The following is an 18,967-nucleotide window of genomic DNA, read 5'->3' as shown; positions in this document are numbered from 1 at the left end:
GGGACACTATGTCTCGCTATTGGGTCAATTTGTTCCATTCGTTACGCACCTGGATTATTTTCATGGTAAAAGGCGCGATGCGATCCGGCAATTGTCACCGTTTTTGGCGGCAGGGTCACGTCAGGCATGCCAATTGCAAGGGAGTCGAGTGTATCCACGGCCCCACAATGATGAGAGGTTTCCCATGCTACAACGCCGTTTTCCACTGCTCGCCGCCCTGGCGCTAACGTTCCTGCTGGCCTCCGGCGCCCAGGCGGCCGATATCGTGCGCCTGGCGACCACCACCAGTACCTATAATTCGGGATTGCTCGATTATCTGTTGCCCAAGTTCGAGCAAGACCATCCTTATCAGGTCCAGGTCATCCCCGTGGGCACCGGCAAGGCGCTAAGGCTGGGGCGTGATGGTGATGTCGATGTGGTCCTGACGCATGCTCCCGGAGCGGAAAAGGCCTTCGTCGATGCCGGTTACGGTGTCGAGCCGCATGGCGTGATGTACAACGATTTCGTGATCGTAGGGCCCGCCGACGATCCGGCGGGCATTGAGGGTGGCGATGATGCGACCCGTGCGTTTGCCACGCTGGCCGATGAGGGCGCGACATTCATTTCGCGCGGCGATGATTCCGGCACCGAGAAAAAAGAAAATCACCTGTGGCAAGACGCCGGAACCACCCCTGATTTCGAGGGCTACCGCTCCGCCGGCCAAGGCATGGGCGCTGTACTGAACATGGCCAGTGAACTGCAGGGCTACACCTTGACGGATCGGGGGACCTGGTTGGCGATGAAGGACAAGCTGGATCTGGAGATCATGGTCGAGGGTGACAAGGCATTGTTCAACCCTTACCAGGTCATTCTGGTCAATCCCGAACGCCATGAGGGGCTCAATACACAGGGGGCACGAGCGCTGGCCGAGTGGCTGATTTCCGATGAGGGGCAGGACCTGATCGATGCGTTCCGACTCAACGACAAGGTATTGTTTCATGCTAGCGCCGGTGAGAAGGTCGATCCTTCCGCCGCCGTCCAAGAAAACGACTGATGCGCGGAGACGCCGATGCGTGAGCTCATGAACACGGTGGGGGAGGCGCTGTATCTGTTGGTCTCCTTCGATCCGGCCTTATGGGAAATCATCGGCGTTTCCTTTCGTGTCTCGTTGACGGCGATATTCGCAGCCTTGCCGCCTTCTTTGTTGATCGCCTTGCTACTGGCGCGTGTTGCCTTTCCGGGGCGCTGGTTCGCGATATCGTTGGTCAATACGTTCATGGCCGTGCCGACAGTGGTGGTGGGACTGGTGCTGTTCATGCTGCTATCGCGCAGTGGCCCGCTGGGAGAATGGCAATTGCTGTTCACCCAGCGCGCCATGATCATGGGGCAGTTTCTGCTGGCGATGCCGGTCTTGATCGCCATGTTGCACAGTACGTTACAGAGCATCGATCAACGGGCCTGGGAAACGGCGCGGCAACTAGGCGCGGGGTGGTGGTCGTCTTTATGGCTATTGATCCGCGAAGCGCGCTTCGGCGTCATCGCCGCCGTGCTGGCGGCGTTCGGGCGCATCATTGCCGAAGTCGGTAGCGCGGTGATGATCGGCGGTAATATCGAGCATTTTACGCGCACCATCACCACGGCGATCGCGCTGGAAACGCTCAAGGGTAAATTTGCTCAAGGGCTGGCCTTGGGGCTCGTCTTGCTGCTGTTGGCGCTGGTCCTCAATGTACTACTGGGCGTCATGCGTGGACGCGGTCATCAAACCGTGAGCGCCTGACCGCGTCGCGTCCATCGAGGGGAATGCTCATGCTCGAGGTGAGCCAGCTAGCCCATGGCTTCGACCGCGAGCCGGCGCTATGGGAGATATCTCACTTGCAATGGCAGGGGCGCTCGCTCGTGCACCTGCGCGGCGATAACGGCAGCGGCAAGACGACATTGCTGCGTCTGCTGGCAGGGCTGGAGGTCCCTCGCCAAGGCACCATACGCTGGACATTGGGAAATGCGGCGCCGTTGTCACCGCCATGCCCTGGGCGCGTGCTCTATTTGCATCAACAGCCTTATCTCTTCGATACGAGTGTCGCCGGCAACCTGCGCTATGTGGCTCGCTGGCACGGCTGGCGACGGGAGGAAGCGCGCCATCGCGTCGCCGCGATGCTGGAACATTGCGGCCTGGCTGCGCATGCCGAGCAGCGTGCCCGATCGTTGTCGGGCGGTGAGCGCATGCGATTGGCGTTGGCACGGGCGTGGCTTTTGTCGCCTCGCGTGTTGCTGCTCGATGAACCTACCGCCAGCCTCGACCGTCAGGCCATTGCCGATGTCTGTACATTGATCTCGTCGCTGCATGAAGCAGGCTGTGCCATCGTGCTCAGTGCCCATCAGCCGAGCGTATTGACCGAACGTTGCGATGAGTACTGGTGCCTGGAACAACGCTGCCTACAGGTAAGTGCTTTCAAGCAGGGCGTGGCGGTGTGACGCCTTCCTCGCCGCACGCATTGGGGAAGTGGCTCGGCGTGTGCATCCAAGCTGCGTATGATGGTGGACATAATAGCCAGTGCAGGAGTGATAGGCATGCACGAAGAGGACGTGACCGCGGTCATCTTGGCGGGTGGGGAAGGGCGTCGCATGGGTGGCCGCGATAAAGGCTGGGAACCGTTTGCGGGGCAACCCTTGATCACGCATGTGGTGAACCGTTTGGTGCCTCAGGTGGGGCGCATCGCGATCAATGCCAATCGCAGCCTGGAGCGCTATCGTGCGCTGGGCTACCCGCTCATCGGCGACCGTGAGACCGGTTATCACGGACCGCTGATGGGCATGTGGAGCGCGTTATGTGCCGTGGAAACGCCGTGGGCGTTATTCGTGCCCTGCGACTCTCCGGCGCTGCCGGTGGATCTGGCGCTGCGCTTGCAGCAGGGACGCGGCGAGCAGCGTATCGCGGTCGCGCACGATGGTCAGCGGGCGCATCCCGTGGTGGCCTTGATCGATACCACGCTGCGCGACGATCTCGGGGCGGCCCTGCGCGATGGCGAACGCAAGATAGATCGCTGGTATGCGCGCCATCCCTGGTGCCATGTCGACTTTTCCGATCAGCCCGAGGCGTTCGCCAATCTCAACTCCCCCGCTGACCGTGACGTTATGGAGCGACATTGGCGCGCTGATGGATCGTTTTGACGCGGTAGCTATCGCGCCATGTGATTTTCGGAGAACCAAGGCGATCCACCATCGTATCAATGGCGAGCCCTCGGCATGTTTGTTGCGTTGCATTACTCACTGATGATTCCCTCGATGATTTGCAAGAGGACGACGAGACGCGATGACGTTATCGCTTGATGCGCTAGACACGCCACTGTTGGGTATCGCCGCCTGGAGCGGGACCGGCAAGACGACGCTGCTCGAGGCACTGTTGCCCAGGCTAGCCGATGCGGGAATGCAAGTGGCCGTGATCAAGCATGCCCATCACGCCTTCGATATCGATCGCCCCGGCAAGGATAGCTACCGCCTGCGTCAGGCTGGCGCGACGCCGATGCTGGTGGCCTCGGGCAAGCGTTTTGCCTTGATGATGGAAACGCCCGATCGCGAGGAAGCCGATCTCGCGGCGCTGATCCCTCATGTCTTGCCCTTGGCGCCGGATCTGATCCTGGTCGAAGGCTTCAAAGCCTGGCCTTTGCCCAAGCTGGAGCTGCATCGCGAAGCCTTGGAAAAGCCGCTGATGGCGGCCGATGACCCCTGGGTGCGGGCGGTGGCGACGCCCGATAATATGGTGCTGCCGGACGGAGTCGAGCGCTTGCCGATGGACGATCATGACGCCCTGGTCGACTGGGTGCGGGCATGGCCGCCACGCTGGCCCGAGATGCGCCGTGGTCCTCGGGAGACGTCATGACCTTATCCTGTTTCGAGTTGGGCGAGCGCATGCTCAGCGTCGACGAGACCCTCGCAGCGCTGGCTGAGATGGCGCCGCCGACGGTTGCCAGGCAGCGGATCGGCTTGGAGGCGGCCTGCGGTCGGGTGTTGGCGGTGGATGTCATGTCGCCAATCGACGTGCCGCAAAATACCAATGCTGCGATGGACGGCATCGCGTTGGCATGGCCCGACGAGGCACCGGCAGGCGCTATGCTCGTGGATGTGGTCGCTGATGTCCTGGCGGGTACGCGGTTGACGACATCGCTGGCGCCAGGTGAGGCGGTGAGGATTACCACTGGCGCACCGCTGCCGGATGGTGCCGATACCGTGGTCATGAGCGAGCAGCTCGCCGATGTCGACAACGCCGGGCGCATGCGTGTCGCACGACCCGAACGAGTGCGGCGTGGGCAGAACGTGCGCCAGGCCGGCGAAGACCTGGCGCGCGGCCAGCGTGCGCTGGGGATAGGTACACGATTGCGGCCGCAGCACGTGGGGCTGCTGGCCTCGCTGGGGTATGCGGAGATCGAGGTGTTTCGCCCACTCCGTGTGGCCGTGTTTTCCACCGGCGATGAAGTCACGGCGCCGGGCGAGGCGTTGCCACCCGCCGGTATCTACGATACCAATCGTTTTTCGTTACATGGCTTGCTGAGCCGCTTGGGATGCGAGGTCATCGACCTGGGCATTCTGCGGGACGATCTGGACAGCATGCGTGCCTCTCTGTCGGCGGCGGCCCGCGAGGCGGATATGGTGGTGACCAGCGGCGGCGTATCGGTGGGGCAAGCCGACTGGGTCAAGCCCGCGCTAACCGCCATCGGCGAGCTGGGGTTGTGGCGGATCGCCATGCGCCCCGGAAGACCCTTGGCGTTCGGTCGTATCCATCGAACGGGAGGGGTGACGGTGCCTTTCTTCGGGCTGCCCGGCAACCCTGTGGCGGTCATGGTGACGTTCTTGCAATTCGTTCAACCCATGCTCCGGCGCATGCAGGGAGAGCGCGCTTGGCAGCCGTCACGTCTCACGGCGCTGGCCGGCGAGCCATTGAAAAGCCGCGCCGGACGTGTCGATTTTCATCGCGGTATCTATACCGTGGATGAGGCCGGCCAGCTCTCGGTGCGGACCACGGGCCGTCAAGGGTCGGGCATCCTCAGCTCGATGGTGGCGGCCAATTGCCTTATCGAAATCGGAGACGAGTGTGCCGCCGTCGAGGCGGGTACGCCGGTGACGATACAACCGTTCGGTGACCTGACATGAGTTTGACCCATCTCAATGCGCGTGGCGAAGCTCACATGGTGGATGTCGGCGATAAAGCCGAAACGCAGCGCGAGGCCGTGGCGAGCGGACGCATCGTCATGCGCCCGGACACGTTGGCCTTGCTGGCCGAGGGCGGCTTGCCCAAAGGGGATGTGCTGGCCACGGCACGCATCGCCGGTATTCAGGCCGCCAAGCGCACACATGAATTGATTCCCTTGTGTCATGCATTGCTGCTGTCCAAGGTAAGTGTCGATTTTCGCCTCGACGAAGCGGCGTCCTGCGTGCATGTGGAGTCACGCTGTCGTCTGGCGGGCCGCACTGGTGTGGAAATGGAGGCGCTGACCGCGGTCTCGGTGGCGTGCCTGACTCTTTATGATATGTGCAAGGCGGTCGACAAGGACATGACGATCGACGGCGTGTGCCTGGAGCACAAGACGGGCGGCAAGTCCGGTGAATGGCATCGCGCCGCCGAGGAGGTCCCCGCGACGCGTGAAGCGTCCGAAACCCCGCCCGTCGGCGTCGCCGCAATACGCGTCAAGTTTCTCGCCGAATTGCGCGAGCGACTGGACACCGAAGAGGTGGAAGTGCCGGTTGCATCGCTAAAAAGTCTCGATGTCGCCAGTCTCAAGGCCGCACTCGAAGCACGGGATTCGCGCTTCGCGGCCTTGTCCGCCGCGCGTATTCTATGTGCCGTCGATCATGCCATGGCGCATGACGACACAACCCTTCGCGAGGGCGATGAAGTGGCGTTTTTTCCGCCGGTCACCGGAGGATGAGGAGCTAATCATGATCGATGTGCGCGTGCAGTCTTCCGTCTTCGATGTGGGCGAGGAGCAACGCTACCTGCTGGCGGGGCGTTGCGATATCGGTGCCGTGGTGACCTTTACCGGCCTGGTGCGCGATGTCAATGAGCGTCCGGATGTGCAGGCCCTGTCACTGGAGCATTATCCTGGCATGACCGAGGCGGCGTTGCGCGATATTGCCGAACAGGCGACGTCGCGTTGGCCGCTCGAAGGAGTACGCATCGTGCATCGTGTCGGCCGCTTGTCGCCAAGTGATCCCATCGTCATGGTCATGGTCGCGAGTGCCCATCGACGTGCGGCATTCGATGCGTGCGATTTTCTTATGGACCACCTCAAGACACGTGCGCCATTCTGGAAGAAAGAACACACTGCAAGCGGGACGTATTGGGTCTCGGCGCGTGACAGTGACGTGCGAGCTGCGGACCGTTGGGAGGAAGCATGACCGAGCTGATCGACAACTTTCAGCGCCAGATTCGTTATGTACGTATCTCGGTGACGGATCGCTGTGACTTTCGCTGCGTCTACTGCATGAGCGAGGACATGACGTTTCTACCGCGCGCACAGATATTGACGCTTGAAGAGATCGAACAAGTCGCGCGTGCCTTCGTCGAACTGGGCGTGGAGAAGATTCGTTTGACCGGCGGTGAGCCGCTGGTCAGACGTGGCATCGATGATCTGGTATCGCGCGTCGGCGCGCTGCCGGGGCTCAAGGACTTCGCCATGACGACCAATGGCGCGGGGCTGGTCAAGCATGCCAAGGCATTGCGAGCAGGCGGTATGCAGCGCCTCAATATCAGCATTGATTCACTCGACCCCGAGCGCTTCCGCAGCTTGACGCGTACCGGAAATCTCGAGGATGTCATCGCCGGTATTCGTGCCGCGCGCGATGCCGGGTTCGAGCGTATCAAGCTCAATGCCGTCGTGCTCAAGGGGCGAAACGACGATGAAGTGCTCGACCTGGTCGATTTCGCGCGCCGAGAAGGCGTGGATATCAGCTTCATCGAAGAAATGCCGCTAGGCGATGTGTCTGACCATTCGCGTGAAGAAACCTTTTATTCCAGCGATGATGTCCATGCGGCGATCGCATCGCGTCATGCGCTATTACCGACGACCGAGAATACCTTGGGGCCATCGCGCTATTTCCGCATGCCCGATAGTGAATCGCGTATCGGTTTTATCTCGCCGCACAGCCATAATTTCTGCGATACCTGTAACCGCGTCAGGGTCACGGTGGAAGGGCGCTTGTTACTGTGCCTCGGTAACGAGCACTCGGTCGACCTGCGCGAGGTTCTGCGGCGTTATCCCGGGGATATCGAGCGCCTCAAACAGCGCATCATCGAGGCCATGCCACTGAAACCCGAACGCCATCATTTCCGCACCGATGGCGATGTCGATATCGTGCGTTTTATGAACATGACGGGCGGGTGATGTTTTACGGTGTGCGTCATTCGCGCTAGCGTGATGCGTCTCCTGACCATAAAGGCGTGAGGTTTCGACGGGGCTTGAGTGCATTATTTTCTTGCTAAACCAAGTTCGAGTCATATACTTTTCAAAAACGCCAAGGCGTTATTGCCGCAGGTCGTTTATTTTTAATGGAGGAGGCGAATGTCCACTGACACCCTGGAGCGCATTGCGCGAAATAAAAATGTGGCTCGCGCTGCCGCGCGACAGCTCAGCATGGAACAGCTCCATAAGCTGTCAGAAGTCATCGGTGAAGTGATCGAGCAGAAGCAGCAGGAAGATCACAAGCGCCAAGCGGAAGAAGCTGCAAAAGAGCGGAAGTTGGCGGAAATTCGTGAGGCGATGAGCGATGCGGGCCTTTCCCTGGACGATTTGATGTCCGAGCAGCCGCGCAAGCGTCGAGGTCGTCCACCTAAGAAAGACAAGGACCGCAAGCAGTGAGCGACACGCTCGAACGATCAAAACGGACCTTCGGGTCCGTTTTTTATTGCCGGGTCACCCATCGATCGACGAGGTTTCTTCCGCCGCCATGATATGCAGGTGGACCTCGGGGAGATGTCGCAGATGCTCATTGAGCCAATGCATCAAGGGGGCGTGTAGCCGTTGGCGTAATGCCGCGATGGTATCCGCCTCGTGAAGGGGTAGTTGATCGTCGAGCCAGTCGGCGAGCGCCGTATCGTCCAGCGCCAGGTCGTGGCTCGTATCCCACAATAAACGTCCCACGCGTGCCCATCCCGATGGCTGGCGAATGACCGGCAGCGTCAGGCTCAAGATGCCGCTGCGATGGTGCATGCTCGACATGCTGGGCGCGCGCAATCCTTCCAGGGGATGTATGCGATTCTGGGTCACGATATGCGGTGCCAGGGGATGGCGCTCGAGGCAGGTCAGACCGTCGTTATCGAAGCGGAGCATATCACCATTGCGAGGTATCCAGGGCACTTCGATGCCCAGTGATTTCGCCAGGCGACGATGCGCCAGTTGGTGCTGAGACTCACCGTGCACGGGCAGCAGATATTTGGGCGCAAGCCAGCCATAAAGACGTTGCAATTCGTCCTGTGCAGGATGCCCCGAGGCATGCAGTTCGGGATGATGGCGCTCATCGTAAAGCGTGATGCGGGCGCGCTTGAGTCCTGCCTGTAATCGCTCGATCAGCAGTTCGTTGCCGGGGATCGCCTTGGCCGAAAAAATCACGCTGTCGCCGGGCTGGAGCTCGAAATCAGCATGTTGCCCCTGAGCCAGGCGAGACAGGGCGGAGCGTGGCTCTCCCTGGCTACCGGTGGCGATGATCAGGACTTCTTCGGGGGGTAGATAGCCAAGGTCGCGAACGGGCACCAGGGTGGGGAAGTCCTCTAGATAGCCAAGTCCTCGCGCGACATTCACCATACGCTCCATCGAACGCCCCATGAGGCTGACGCGTCGTCCGCACGCCTTGGCAGCGCGGCCCAGGGCCAGAATGCGGGCCAGGTTGCTGGCGAAGCAACTGACGATCACACGGCCGGGGCAGGCGTCGATCGTCGCTTCAAGTGCGCGTGCGACCTCGCCCTCGCTGCGTGAATGTCCGGGGATGGGGGCGTTGGTGGAATCGCCGACGACGAGATCAATAGGCGCCAGCGCCTGGAAACGCTGCGGACATGCGGGGGCACCGATCAAGGGCTCGGAATCGAGTTTCCAGTCACCGGTGTGCAGGATACGATGATCGGGGGTCGCCAATAGCAGGGCACAGCTTTCGGGAATCGAGTGCGGCACTGGCAAGAAGCGTACATCGAAAGGGCCGCTTTGCGTGGCGTCGTCGGGCGTGATGACGTGAATCGCATCGGTGGGCAGTTGCTGCTCGGCGAAGCGTAGGTGCAGCAAGCCGGCGGCCAGTGGCGTGGCATGAATGGGGCATTGCCAACGTGGCCACAGCCAGGCAATCGCACCGATGTGATCTTCATGTCCGTGCGTGACGAAGATGGCCTGAGGAACGATACCCTGAGAAGGCAAGAGATCGACATTGGGGACTTGCAAGGGCGCCTGCGGGAGATCCTGGCGAATCATCATGCCGCAATCGACCACGATCCAGTGATCAAGGTGCCCGTAAAGAGTGAAGTTCATGCCGATTTCACCGCAGCCACCGAGGGGCAGTATCCGCAGGGGAGGCTTGCGGCGAGCGCGTATCTGGATGCGTGATTGGGACATCGTTATCCCTTGACGTGAAGATGTCCAACACTATACGGGATGCCCCGGTGCGGCCACAATCGAGGCTTCTTGTGATCACCGAATTCGCTACAATAGGCGCCCTTTGGTGAGACGCGTCTTCCTCGATGAGACGCCGATCACTGCCTCATTTCAGGATTGATGGTAGCGCGCATGTCCCATTCGTATCGTCTTATCGTTTCGTGCCCCGACCGCGTGGGCATCGTCTCTCGCGTATCCAGCTATATCGCCGGTCATGGTGGTTGGATCACCGAGGCCAATCAACATTCGGACTTGGCCACCGGGCGCTTTTTCATGCGCTACGAAATAAAAGCCGAGTCGTTGCCACTGAGCATCGATGCGATGCGCGACGACTTTTCGGCCATTGCCGATGAGTTTTCGATGGACTGGGCGCTGAGCGATACCGCTATGCCCAAGCGCGTCGTCCTGATGGCGTCGCGCGCGTCGCACTGCCTGGTCGATTTGTTGTACCGCTGGACGGCAGGTGAGCTCGACTGCGAGATCCCCTGCGTGATCTCCAATCATGAAGCGCTGCGCGCACTGGTCGAATGGCATGGCATTCCATTCCATCATGTGCCCGTCGATGCAGACGACAAGGCGGCGGCGTTTGCTCGGGTGGAGGCACTGGTCGAAGAGGCGCGGGCGGATACGGTAGTACTGGCGCGCTACATGCAGATCTTGCCGCCCAACCTGTGTCAGCGATACGCCGGCCGAATCATCAATATTCATCACAGCTTCCTGCCCTCGTTCGCTGGCGCCAAGCCGTACCATCAGGCCTATGCGCGGGGTGTCAAGCTGATCGGCGCGACGTGCCATTATGTCACCGAAGAACTCGACGCGGGCCCCATCATTGAGCAAGACATCCAGCGCGTGACGCACTGCCATACCGCCGAGGACCTGGTGCGCCTGGGGCGTGACGTCGAAAAGGCCGTGCTGGCGCGGGGGCTACGCTGGCATTTGCAGGATCGTGTCTTGATCCATGGCAACAAGACGGTCGTGTTTGCTTGAAGGTGAGGGTCAGTCGAAGAGGGTCATCTGTCGTTGCTGCGCCTCGGGGGTCAGTCGCACGCCGACCCCGAGCAGGCGCACGGGGCGCTCGCCGCGCGCCCAGGCCCCGTCGAGTAAGGCCTGAAAGCGTACTGCCAGCGCCTCGCGACCCGCCGCTTCCAGGGTCGTACTGCTGAAATCGTTGAAGCGAACCTTGACGAACAGTTTTTGAATGTCCGGCGAGCCATGTCGCGTCAGACGCGTCATCAAGCGCTCAACGAGCGGTGCGAGTGCGTCGTGGCAACTGGCTAGATCGGGCAGGTCGCGGTGATAGGTGGTTTCCACGCTGACGGACTTGCGTTCACGCTCGATCTGTACCGGGCGCTCGTCGATGCCACGTGCCAGCTCGAATAGCCGTCGTCCGAACTTGCCGAAGCGGTCGATCAGAGATTCGAGCGGCCATTCGCGCAGGTCACGGCAGGTGACGATCTGTAGTGCCTCGAGCTTGGCCGCCGTCGCCGGGCCGACACCGTGCAACTGCTTGACGGGCAACGCGAGGAGAAAAGGCTCGACTTCATCGGGAGCGATCACTCGGAGTCCATCCGGTTTGTCCCAGTCGCTGGCCAGCTTGGCGAGAAACTTGCTGGGCGCCGCTCCCACAGAGATGACGATGCCCGTTCTCGCCAGCGCTTCCTGCTTGAGCCATCTGGCCATCCATGTCGCGCTTCCCTGGAAGCGTGTGACCTCGCTGACGTCCAGATACGCCTCGTCGAGGGACAAGGGCTCCACCAGTGGCGTCAGCTCATGGAAAAGTGCCTGAATGCAGGCCGACACGTCACGGTACTTTTCGAAGTCCGGAGAAAGCCGGGTCAAGTGCGGACACAAACGCATGGCACGCGCCATGGGCATCGCCGAATGGATGCCGAAGGCGCGCGCGGGGTAGTTGCAGGTGGCGACAACGCCACGCGTCTCGGGGCTGCCGCCGATTGCCAGAGGAATGTCGCGTAACGTCGGATCGTCGCGCATTTCCACGGCGGCATAGAAGCAGTCGCAATCGGCGTGGAGGATCTTGCGCATGGCAAATGGGCGTGTCTGCTCAGTGCAGGCCGTTACCGCCACCGCCACGAATCACGCCGACGCCGAGGCCTTCGATGTCGAGTTCCTGGTGGCGCAAATCCACCTCGATGGGCGTGAAATCGTCGTTTTCGGCCAGCAGCCAGACATGATGCCCTTGACGCTTGAAGCGCTTGACGGTGACTTCATCTTCCAGACGCGCGACGACGATCTGACCGTCGCGGATCTGTTGGGTACGATGCACGGCGAGCAGGTCGCCATCGAGAATGCCGGCGTTCTTCATCGAGAGCCCGCGAACACGCAGCAGATAATCGGCGCGCGGGGTGAAGTAGTCCGGCGCCAGAGGGCAGTGCCGGTCGATGTGCGCCGCGGCCAGGATCGGGCTACCGGCGGCGACCTCCCCGATGACCGGCAGGCCATCGCCGCTGCTCGAGGCGGTCTCTTCCTCTCCGGTGAGGCGGATTCCGCGTGAGGTGCCGGGGATCATGCGGATGACCCCCTTGCGGTCGAGCGCTCGGAGATGTTCCTCGGCGGCATTCGGCGAACGAAAGCCCAGAGCCCGGGCAATTTCCGCGCGTGTCGGTGGATAGCCAAGCTCATTCATGGTCTTGACGATAAAATCGAAGACGTGTTGCTGGCGTGAAGTTAACGAGCGAGACATGGGGCCTCCGGCAGGCGCTGACGTGTTCAAGCATACAGTATGTGATTGTATCCAGTCTTTGGCGTGGTGCAACCATTAGCGCGGTCATTCGTTCACGGCCCGGGTGTTTCAAACCTGGGGAGATTTGTCGTTATCGATGTCAAGGCTTAGAATCGAATTTGTTTAAAACATTCGTTTATTCCACGCGGGGCGCCCCCATGGCTCAGACCGATACAGTGACGCGCATTCTCGATACCGCCGAGGTTCTGTTCGCCGAGCGGGGGTTCGCCGAGACCTCGCTGCGTACCATCACCAGCAAGGCCAAGGTCAACTTGGCGGCGGTCAATTACCATTTCGGGTCCAAGAAGGCGCTCATCCAAGCAGTCTTCGCGCGCTATCTCGATCCCTTTTCCGAGCGCTTTCACCAAGCCCTGGACGACCTCGAGGCGCACTACCAGGGCGAGCCCATTCCTTTAGAGGTGTTGTTGGAGACGCTGGCACGTACCGTCTTGGAAGTCCCCGCCGAGCGCAATAGCCTCAAGGTCTTCATGCGCTTGCTGGGGCTGGCCTATACCCAGGCTCAGGGCCATCTGCGGCGTTATATACAAGACCATTACGGCAATGTGTTCTCGCGTTTCAGCGACCTGGTGCGCCGGGCCACGCCGGAGTTGCCAGAGGCGGAGCGCTTCTGGCGGCTACACTTCATGCTGGGAACGGTGATCTTCACGTTGTCGGGCCTTGATGCCTTGCGCGATATTGCCGACAAGGATTACCACGAGCATGTCAGCGTGCGCGATTTGATCCGGCGTCTGCGTCCTGTCGTCGTGGCTGGCATGCAGGCGCCACTGCCCGATGAAGCGCTCAAGGTGGCGGGATGATGCAGACGCCGCGACTTGCCCAGATGCCCCCCGATCGGGGCGTGTGGTTGGAAATCGATCTTGCCGCCCAGGCGCTGACGATTCGCGAGGGCGACACGTGTCGCGAGACATTTGCCATTTCCTCGGGCGCCCATGGCATTGGACAGCACGAGGGTAGCGGGCAGACGCCTGTGGGATGGCATTACGTTCGCGCAGTTATCGGTGATGGACTGCCGCCCGGCAGTGTCTTTCGCGGGCGGCGCCCCACCGGTGAGGTGTTTTCACCTGCGTTGGCGCGTGCCCATCCCGAGCGGGATTGGATATTGACGCGTATCCTGTGGTTGTGTGGCTTGGAAACGGGGATCAACCGAGGGGGGGAGGTGGACAGCCAGCGTCGCTATATCTATCTGCACGGCACGCCGCTCGACCAGCCGATGGGGGTGCCCGCCTCGCATGGTTGCATACGTCTGCGCGATGCGGCGCTGCTGGCCGTTTGCGAGGCTGCGCCGGCTGGCACGCCGGTCTGGCTGCATGACTGAGAGGGTGTTTACACAAGGGCTGCGCTCGACGTAGTGCCGCTCACCGCCTAGAATCCTTCCTCCATTTGCCAGGAGCGCGACGATGACCCAACCTCTCGGCCCGGTCATGCTGGACATCGAAGGGACGCAACTCAGCGACGACGAACGTCATCTTCTGGCACGCCCCGAGGTCGGTGGGGTGATCCTGTTCAAGCGCAATACGCATGATGCCAAGCAAGTGCGCAGCTTGACCCGCGCGATTCGCGAGATACGTCCTGATGTGTTGCTGGCGATCGATCAGGAAGGCGGGCGTGTCCAGCGACTGCGAGACGGCGTGACGCGTCTGCCGGCCATGGCGACATTGGCAGCCGGGTATGGCGAGACACCCGAGGCGGTCCGTGTGTTGGCCCATGAGGCCGGTTGGCTCTTAGGCATGGAGATGGCGGCCTGCGGTTTCGATATCACCTTTGCTCCGGTGCTCGATGTCGACGATCAGCGTTCGCCGGCCATCGGCGATCGCAGCTTTTCCGCCGATCCCGACGTCGTCGCGACGCTTGGCGGTGCCTTCATCGATGGGTTGCATGAAGCCGGCATGATCGCTGTGGGCAAGCACTTTCCCGGCCATGGCGGTGTCAATCTCGACTCGCATCATGCCTTGCCCGAAGACACGCGCTCGCTGGCGACGCTGCGCGCGCACGACCTGATTCCCTTCAAGACGCTGGCCGGCAAGCTGGATGCCGTGATGCCGGCGCATGTCGTCTATACCGCTTTCGATGCGCGCCCGGCGGGATTTTCCCCGTCCTGGCTAGGGATGTTGCGCGAGGAACTGATGTTCAAGGGCGTGGTGTTTTCCGATGACCTGAGCATGGCCGGTGCGCACGTGGCCGGACCGCCCTCGACGCGTGCCCAGGCCGCTTGGACGGCGGGGTGCGACATGGTACTGGTATGCAATGATCGCGCGGCCGCGCTCGAGGTGCTCGATGCGGCGGTGGGGCACGCGTCCAAGCGTCTGGGCAAATTGCGTTACGGTCGGGCCCGCCCTGAGTTGGAAACGCTACCTGCGCTGGCGCGTTGGCGGCGCGCCCATGCGCGTCTCGAGTCGCTGTCGGAAACACTTGCCGACTGATCCCGCCATTGGTTATCGACGTCGACACCTGTATGCGTACTAGAAGGAAAGGCCCTCGTGTTTGATTTTTTCTCTCCCGTCATGGACTGGGTGCAAGCGACCCTGGGCATTCCGCTGTGGGTAGCGGCACTGGGGTTGGTCGTCATCTTGACGTTGATGATCGATCTGCTGAGTTGGGTCGTTTTCTGGCGTCTCGGGCCACTACTGGAGAAAACCAGCAATCGTTGGGATGACATCCTGATTCAGGCGCTGCGGCGACCGCTTCGTCTCTGGATCTGGCTGATGGGGGCACTCCTCTGCCTGACTGTCGTTCGCTACCATTGGAATATCGAATGGCTCGCCGAACACCTGGTCCAGGTGCAGGCCGTCATTTCGTGGCTACTTCTGGCCTGGGCGGGGCTCAGGGCCGTCAAACTTCTCGAGAAACGTCTTGTGTTTCCGCCGGGGGGGCAGCGTGCCAAGCCCATGGATGCCGATACGGCATCGGCTGTCTCCAAGATATTGGGCGCGGTCGTCGTGGTTGTCGCCGGCTTGTTGATTCTTTCAAGTCTGGGGGTCTCGCCCTCGGGGGTAGCGGCCTTTGGTGGTGTCGGTGGGCTGATAATCGGGTTCGCTGCCAAGGACATGCTGGCCAATTTCTTTGGCGGGTTGATGATTCACTTGGATAAACCGTTTCGCGTCGGCGATTGGGTGAAATCTCCAGATCGCGAGATCGAAGGAGTCGTGGAAGACATCGGCTGGCGCCTGACGCGTATCCGCACCTTTGCGTCACGTCCACGCTATGTTCCCAATTCCGCTTTCAGCAATCTGGTGCTCGACAATCCCTCGCGCATGTGGAACCGGCGCCTTTTCGAGACGATTCGGGTGCGGTATACCGATATCGAGCGTGTGGCGGGCATCGTCAAGTCGATCCGCTCGATGCTCGACTCTCATGATGAAGTGGATACCAACGAACAAACCCTGGTGTACTTTCAGGCCTATGGCGAGCACGCGCTGGAACTGATCGTGTATGCCTTTGCCAAGACGACCGACTGGAGTGAATTTCAGTCGATGAAGCAAGATATCTTGCTGCGCATCTACGATATCGTGCGTGAGCATGACGCGCGCCTGGCATTACCGGCTTCAGAGCTGCATATTGCCGGCCCGGTCTCGGTTGAAGACGCGACGCGTCGTCATGCCGAGGGTGGCAACGATACTCAAAACGCCGATGCCCATGACAGGACAGCGGATAAAACCCGCTCGGGTGGGGGATCCCCCCGTGAGGTGCCCGATACAGCGTCTCGAAAGCGTTCGCGCGACGCCCGTCGAGGCGAAGTGAATGATGCTTCCCAGGATCAGGAATCCGATGCTTAATCAATCTACTTCCGTGTGCCAGGAATCCCTGGCGGCCATGCGCGATGTCATGGCGCATGCCGATTGTCTTATCTCGCAGCAGGAAGTCGAGCGTGCACTTGACCGCATGGCTGACAAGATAACGCATGATCTTGGCGACAAGCTGCCGGTTTTCTACTGTGTGATGAACGGTGGCTTGATCACCACGGGACATCTGTTGACACGCCTTGGCTTTCCGCTGGAAGTGGATTATCTGCATGCGACACGCTATCGCGGCGGCATGCGCGGAGGCGAGCTTTTCTGGCGCGTCTCGCCAGAGGTGCCCATGGCCGGCCGCCATGTGGTGATCGTCGACGATATCCTCGATGAAGGGACGACGCTGGCGGCCATTCTGGATCATTGCCGCCAGGCGGGTGCCGCGAGTATTTCGACAGCGGTGCTGGTCGACAAGCGTCACGACCGCAAGGCCGTGCCGGGGCTGCGAGCGGATTACTGCAGTCTCGAAGTCGTCGACCGCTATGTGTTCGGCTTCGGTATGGACTACAAAGGCTACTGGCGCAATGCGCCGGGGATCTTCGCACCACACGGTATGTAAGCGTGGACATTGCTACGCTCGAGCCGTGGCCAGGAACACGTGGCTCGCAGCGTCTTCAAGCAGCAGAAGGTGGGGGATGGTGATGACGGAATCCGAGGTGATTTTCGAGGAGCAGCCCACGCGTGATGGCGGGCGGATCGGCATCGTCACGTTGAATGCACCGGCCAGTCTCAATGCCTTGTCACTGTCGATGATCGTCACGCTACATGCCAAGCTCGATGCCTGGGCGAACGATGTGGCGGTACACGCGGTGTGGCTACAAGGTGCGGGGGATAAGGCATTTTGCGCGGGGGGCGACGTGGTTGCCTTGTACCGCACCATGACGCAATCGCCCGGTGACGAGGGAGAGGCCGCTCAGACTTACTTTGGTGCCGAGTATCGTCTCGACCATTTCCTTCATCATTATCCCAAGCCGCTTATCGCCTGGGGCGACGGTATCGTCATGGGCGGCGGTCTGGGGCTCTTTGTCGCCGCCGATCAGCGTATCGTGACCGAGACCAGTCGCCTGGCGATGCCGGAAATCAGCCTCGGCTTGTATCCCGATGTCGGTGCCAGCTGGTTTTTTCAGCGTATGCCTCCCGGCGTGGGGCTCTATCTGGGCGTGACCGGCGCCCAACTCAATGCGCGTGATGCCCTTGAACTGGGCTTGGCGGATCGCGTCATCCCACGTGAGGCGCGGCAGGACGTCCTGGATGCGCTGAGAAATGCCGATTATCGCTATCCCCAGCAGGCGGTCAGGGCGGTCTTGCGTGACGTCGAGAATCGTGCCCTGGCGCCGAGGGCCGAAGTCATGCCGCGTCTCGATCATCTGCAGACCTTGACCGATGCGGCGGATATCACCCAGGTGGTTCGGCGCATTTTCGATGACCCCCGTGAGGATGCCTGGCTGGTGGCCAATCGGGCGCGTTTGGCGGCGGGATGTCCTGCCACGGCGCATCTCGTGTGGCGCATGCTGCGCCGGCATCGGCATGGCAGCTTGGCGGAAACGTTTCGCGACGAGCTGATGTTGTCGGTGCAATGCTGTCGGCATACGGAACTGGCCGAGGGCATTCGCGCGTTGCTGATCGACAAGGATCGTGCGCCGCAATGGGCGTATACGGATGTCGCCAGCGTCCCCGAGCACTATATCGACGGTTTCTTCATGCCACTCTGGGATGCTGAGACGCATCCGCTTGCCGATCTATGAGCGTTGGCGTTTCGTGCGTGAGCCTCAACGCGGGCTGAAGCGGCGTGTCAGGCTCGTTTCGGCGATCATGCGCGTGGATATCTCCTCGATGGAGAAGCGCGTGGTGTCGATATAGGGAATGTTATAGCGGCGAAAAAGTGCCTCGGCCTGTTGCAGTTCCTGCATGCATTGATCCATCGAGCAGTAACGGCTATTGGGGCGGCGTTCGCTGCGAATCGCCGCGAGCCGGCGTGGGTCGATGGTCAAGGCGAATAGCTTGTGACGATAGGGCGCCAATGCCTTGGGCATGCTCAGCGTGCCGTCTTCATCCAGATCATCCTCGGTCAGGGGATAGTTGGCGGCTTGAATGCCGAATTGCAGGGCCAGATAGAGCGAGGTGGGGGTCTTGCCGCAACGTGAGACGCCGACCAGGATCACATCGGCCTGATCGTATTGGTGCGTGCGTGCGCCATCGTCGTTATCGAGCGCGAAGTGCACGGCATCGATGCGATGCATGTAGACGTCATCGCGACCAATGGAATGTGTGCGCCCCACGGTATACGTGGAATGGGTCGATAGTTCTTCTTCGAGTGGCGCCAGGAAGGTCGAGAAGATATCCACTTTGAAACCCGGTGCATCGGCAATGATGGAGCGGATCGTCTGATCGACGATGGTATCGATCACGATGGGGCGGGCGCCGTCGCGATCAGCCGTCTGGGCGATGGTGGCCGCCAGAGTGCGGGCTTTTTCCAGCGTATCGATATAAGGCTTGACCACCAAGGTGAGCTCGACACCCTCGAACTGGGCGAGCAGGCTGCGCCCCAGGGTTTCTGCGGTGATGCCGGTGCCGTCGGAGATGAAAAAAGCGGTGCGAGGCATGAGCGTGTCCGAACGTGGCCAAAAAGATGCCCTTATTCTCTGGCTCCTGTCCGGCTGGCGCAAATAGTCGTTCGTCGCGTCCGGCATGGCGGCTACAAGAATCCTTCATTGTTGTAAAAATACTCCAACCTCTTCGCTATTAGACCAATGGCGAATACCAGGCGCCCTTGATAGGGTACGACCATCCGCCGCGCCACGCGCGGTACTGGC

21 protein-coding genes are annotated in these 18,967 nt (G+C 61.0%); 17 read left to right on the top strand and 4 right to left on the bottom strand.

All coding sequences use genetic code 11. From position 1 onward, the window contains the following. Positions 1-184 precede the first annotated feature (184 nt). The 10 genes from C8E00_RS07805 to C8E00_RS07760 all read left to right on the top strand — a co-directional run bounded on the left by C8E00_RS07805 (position 185) and on the right by C8E00_RS07760 (position 7,829). Positions 185-1,033, top strand: a complete 849-nt coding sequence (locus tag C8E00_RS07805; protein WP_133696581.1) for an ABC transporter substrate-binding protein — start codon at positions 185-187, stop codon at positions 1,031-1,033. A gap of 15 nt (positions 1,034-1,048) precedes the next feature. After that, the gene (locus C8E00_RS07800) at positions 1,049-1,756 is read left to right on the top strand and encodes an ABC transporter permease (RefSeq protein WP_133696579.1); all 708 of its coding nucleotides are present in this window, start codon (positions 1,049-1,051) and stop codon (positions 1,754-1,756) included. Between the two features lie 29 nt (positions 1,757-1,785). Continuing rightward, positions 1,786-2,451 (top strand): ABC transporter ATP-binding protein, encoded by a 666-nt coding sequence (locus tag C8E00_RS07795; RefSeq protein ID WP_166638277.1) that lies wholly within the window; start codon positions 1,786-1,788, stop codon positions 2,449-2,451. Between the two features lie 96 nt (positions 2,452-2,547). Beyond that, positions 2,548-3,147, top strand: coding sequence for a molybdenum cofactor guanylyltransferase MobA (mobA, locus tag C8E00_RS07790; RefSeq protein WP_133696575.1), 600 nt, complete (start codon positions 2,548-2,550; stop codon positions 3,145-3,147). 142 nt (positions 3,148-3,289) lie between these two features. After that, a complete protein-coding gene (gene mobB / locus C8E00_RS07785; protein WP_133696573.1) occupies positions 3,290-3,856 on the top strand; it encodes a molybdopterin-guanine dinucleotide biosynthesis protein B in 567 nt (188 codons plus the stop codon). Continuing rightward, a complete protein-coding gene (locus tag C8E00_RS07780; protein ID WP_133696570.1) occupies positions 3,853-5,124 on the top strand; it encodes a bifunctional molybdopterin-guanine dinucleotide biosynthesis adaptor protein MobB/molybdopterin molybdotransferase MoeA in 1,272 nt (423 codons plus the stop codon). The genes mobB and C8E00_RS07780 overlap by 4 nt, the downstream gene beginning before the upstream one ends. Then, the gene (gene moaC, locus C8E00_RS07775) at positions 5,121-5,900 is read left to right on the top strand and encodes a cyclic pyranopterin monophosphate synthase MoaC (RefSeq protein WP_133696567.1); all 780 of its coding nucleotides are present in this window, start codon (positions 5,121-5,123) and stop codon (positions 5,898-5,900) included. The genes C8E00_RS07780 and moaC overlap by 4 nt, the downstream gene beginning before the upstream one ends. Positions 5,901-5,910: 10 nt before the next feature. Beyond that, positions 5,911-6,369 (top strand): molybdopterin synthase catalytic subunit MoaE, encoded by a 459-nt coding sequence (moaE, locus tag C8E00_RS07770; RefSeq protein WP_133696565.1) that lies wholly within the window; start codon positions 5,911-5,913, stop codon positions 6,367-6,369. Beyond that, a complete protein-coding gene (moaA, locus tag C8E00_RS07765; RefSeq protein WP_133696563.1) occupies positions 6,366-7,355 on the top strand; it encodes a GTP 3',8-cyclase MoaA in 990 nt (329 codons plus the stop codon). Before moaE ends, moaA begins: the two co-directional genes overlap by 4 nt. Positions 7,356-7,532: 177 nt before the next feature. Continuing rightward, on the top strand, positions 7,533-7,829 hold the full coding sequence (locus C8E00_RS07760) for an H-NS family histone-like protein (RefSeq protein ID WP_133696560.1): 297 nt from the start codon (positions 7,533-7,535) through the stop codon (positions 7,827-7,829). 54 nt (positions 7,830-7,883) lie between these two features. Here the strand turns inward: C8E00_RS07760 and C8E00_RS07755 are convergent, their stop codons facing one another. After that, positions 7,884-9,566: a ribonuclease J gene (locus C8E00_RS07755; protein ID WP_208291897.1), complete on the bottom strand. Its 1,683-nt coding sequence runs from the start codon at positions 9,564-9,566 to the stop codon at positions 7,884-7,886. A 171-nt stretch (positions 9,567-9,737) separates the two neighbouring features. On the opposite strand from C8E00_RS07755, the gene purU reads away from it, so the two are divergent. Further along, a complete protein-coding gene (gene purU / locus C8E00_RS07750; protein ID WP_133696558.1) occupies positions 9,738-10,592 on the top strand; it encodes a formyltetrahydrofolate deformylase in 855 nt (284 codons plus the stop codon). Between the two features lie 9 nt (positions 10,593-10,601). Here purU and dinB read toward each other — a convergent pair whose 3' ends face one another. Next, complete coding sequence (dinB, locus tag C8E00_RS07745) at positions 10,602-11,648, bottom strand: DNA polymerase IV (protein ID WP_133696555.1); 1,047 nt, start codon at positions 11,646-11,648, stop codon at positions 10,602-10,604. Positions 11,649-11,667: 19 nt separating this feature from the next. Beyond that, the gene (lexA, locus tag C8E00_RS07740; RefSeq protein WP_133696553.1) at positions 11,668-12,306 is read right to left on the bottom strand and encodes a transcriptional repressor LexA; all 639 of its coding nucleotides are present in this window, start codon (positions 12,304-12,306) and stop codon (positions 11,668-11,670) included. A gap of 197 nt (positions 12,307-12,503) precedes the next feature. Here lexA and C8E00_RS07735 point away from each other — a divergent pair, with 197 nt between their 5' ends. The 6 genes from C8E00_RS07735 to C8E00_RS07710 all read left to right on the top strand — a co-directional run bounded on the left by C8E00_RS07735 (position 12,504) and on the right by C8E00_RS07710 (position 17,899). Then, positions 12,504-13,163, top strand: a complete 660-nt coding sequence (locus C8E00_RS07735) for a TetR/AcrR family transcriptional regulator (RefSeq protein ID WP_133696550.1) — start codon at positions 12,504-12,506, stop codon at positions 13,161-13,163. After that, on the top strand, positions 13,163-13,681 hold the full coding sequence (locus C8E00_RS07730) for a L,D-transpeptidase (protein WP_166638276.1): 519 nt from the start codon (positions 13,163-13,165) through the stop codon (positions 13,679-13,681). The genes C8E00_RS07735 and C8E00_RS07730 overlap by 1 nt, the downstream gene beginning before the upstream one ends. Before the next feature lie 82 nt (positions 13,682-13,763). Continuing rightward, positions 13,764-14,786, top strand: coding sequence for a beta-N-acetylhexosaminidase (gene nagZ, locus C8E00_RS07725; protein ID WP_133696544.1), 1,023 nt, complete (start codon positions 13,764-13,766; stop codon positions 14,784-14,786). Positions 14,787-14,843: 57 nt separating this feature from the next. Continuing rightward, positions 14,844-16,139 carry a mechanosensitive ion channel family protein gene (locus C8E00_RS07720; RefSeq protein ID WP_133696542.1) on the top strand — a complete coding sequence of 432 codons (1,296 nt, stop codon included), beginning with the start codon at positions 14,844-14,846 and terminating at the stop codon, positions 16,137-16,139. Further along, on the top strand, positions 16,132-16,713 hold the full coding sequence (locus tag C8E00_RS07715) for a hypoxanthine-guanine phosphoribosyltransferase (RefSeq protein ID WP_133696539.1): 582 nt from the start codon (positions 16,132-16,134) through the stop codon (positions 16,711-16,713). The genes C8E00_RS07720 and C8E00_RS07715 overlap by 8 nt, the downstream gene beginning before the upstream one ends. A gap of 82 nt (positions 16,714-16,795) precedes the next feature. Next, complete coding sequence (locus tag C8E00_RS07710; RefSeq protein WP_133696536.1) at positions 16,796-17,899, top strand: enoyl-CoA hydratase/isomerase family protein; 1,104 nt, start codon at positions 16,796-16,798, stop codon at positions 17,897-17,899. 24 nt (positions 17,900-17,923) lie between these two features. Here the strand turns inward: C8E00_RS07710 and ppsR are convergent, their stop codons facing one another. After that, positions 17,924-18,757, bottom strand: a complete 834-nt coding sequence (gene ppsR / locus C8E00_RS07705) for a posphoenolpyruvate synthetase regulatory kinase/phosphorylase PpsR (RefSeq protein ID WP_133696534.1) — start codon at positions 18,755-18,757, stop codon at positions 17,924-17,926. Positions 18,758-18,967 lie beyond the last annotated feature (210 nt).

The organism is Chromohalobacter marismortui, from assembly GCF_004364315.1.
GTDB lineage: Bacteria > Pseudomonadota > Gammaproteobacteria > Pseudomonadales > Halomonadaceae > Chromohalobacter > Chromohalobacter marismortui.
Note: the sequence above shows the minus strand (reverse complement) of the source record. Positions and strands in the feature narration are given on the sequence as shown.

Bases quoted from the DNA above. Each gene is read 5' to 3' on its own strand.
- C8E00_RS07805 (WP_133696581.1), top strand. From the start codon at position 185: ATGCTACAACGCCGTTTTCCACTGCTCGCCGCCCTGGCGCTAACGTTC.
- C8E00_RS07800 (WP_133696579.1), top strand. From the start codon at position 1,049: ATGCGTGAGCTCATGAACACGGTGGGGGAGGCGCTGTATCTGTTGGTC.
- C8E00_RS07795 (WP_166638277.1), top strand. From the start codon at position 1,786: ATGCTCGAGGTGAGCCAGCTAGCCCATGGCTTCGACCGCGAGCCGGCG.
- mobA (WP_133696575.1), top strand. From the start codon at position 2,548: ATGCACGAAGAGGACGTGACCGCGGTCATCTTGGCGGGTGGGGAAGGG.
- mobB (WP_133696573.1), top strand. From the start codon at position 3,290: ATGACGTTATCGCTTGATGCGCTAGACACGCCACTGTTGGGTATCGCC.
- C8E00_RS07780 (WP_133696570.1), top strand. From the start codon at position 3,853: ATGACCTTATCCTGTTTCGAGTTGGGCGAGCGCATGCTCAGCGTCGAC.
- moaC (WP_133696567.1), top strand. From the start codon at position 5,121: ATGAGTTTGACCCATCTCAATGCGCGTGGCGAAGCTCACATGGTGGAT.
- moaE (WP_133696565.1), top strand. From the start codon at position 5,911: ATGATCGATGTGCGCGTGCAGTCTTCCGTCTTCGATGTGGGCGAGGAG.
- moaA (WP_133696563.1), top strand. From the start codon at position 6,366: ATGACCGAGCTGATCGACAACTTTCAGCGCCAGATTCGTTATGTACGT.
- C8E00_RS07760 (WP_133696560.1), top strand. From the start codon at position 7,533: ATGTCCACTGACACCCTGGAGCGCATTGCGCGAAATAAAAATGTGGCT.
- C8E00_RS07755 (WP_208291897.1), bottom strand. From the start codon at position 9,566: ATGTCCCAATCACGCATCCAGATACGCGCTCGCCGCAAGCCTCCCCTG.
- purU (WP_133696558.1), top strand. From the start codon at position 9,738: ATGTCCCATTCGTATCGTCTTATCGTTTCGTGCCCCGACCGCGTGGGC.
- dinB (WP_133696555.1), bottom strand. From the start codon at position 11,648: ATGCGCAAGATCCTCCACGCCGATTGCGACTGCTTCTATGCCGCCGTG.
- lexA (WP_133696553.1), bottom strand. From the start codon at position 12,306: ATGTCTCGCTCGTTAACTTCACGCCAGCAACACGTCTTCGATTTTATC.
- C8E00_RS07735 (WP_133696550.1), top strand. From the start codon at position 12,504: ATGGCTCAGACCGATACAGTGACGCGCATTCTCGATACCGCCGAGGTT.
- C8E00_RS07730 (WP_166638276.1), top strand. From the start codon at position 13,163: ATGCAGACGCCGCGACTTGCCCAGATGCCCCCCGATCGGGGCGTGTGG.
- nagZ (WP_133696544.1), top strand. From the start codon at position 13,764: ATGACCCAACCTCTCGGCCCGGTCATGCTGGACATCGAAGGGACGCAA.
- C8E00_RS07715 (WP_133696539.1), top strand. From the start codon at position 16,132: ATGCTTAATCAATCTACTTCCGTGTGCCAGGAATCCCTGGCGGCCATG.
- C8E00_RS07710 (WP_133696536.1), top strand. From the start codon at position 16,796: ATGACGGAATCCGAGGTGATTTTCGAGGAGCAGCCCACGCGTGATGGC.
- ppsR (WP_133696534.1), bottom strand. From the start codon at position 18,757: ATGCCTCGCACCGCTTTTTTCATCTCCGACGGCACCGGCATCACCGCA.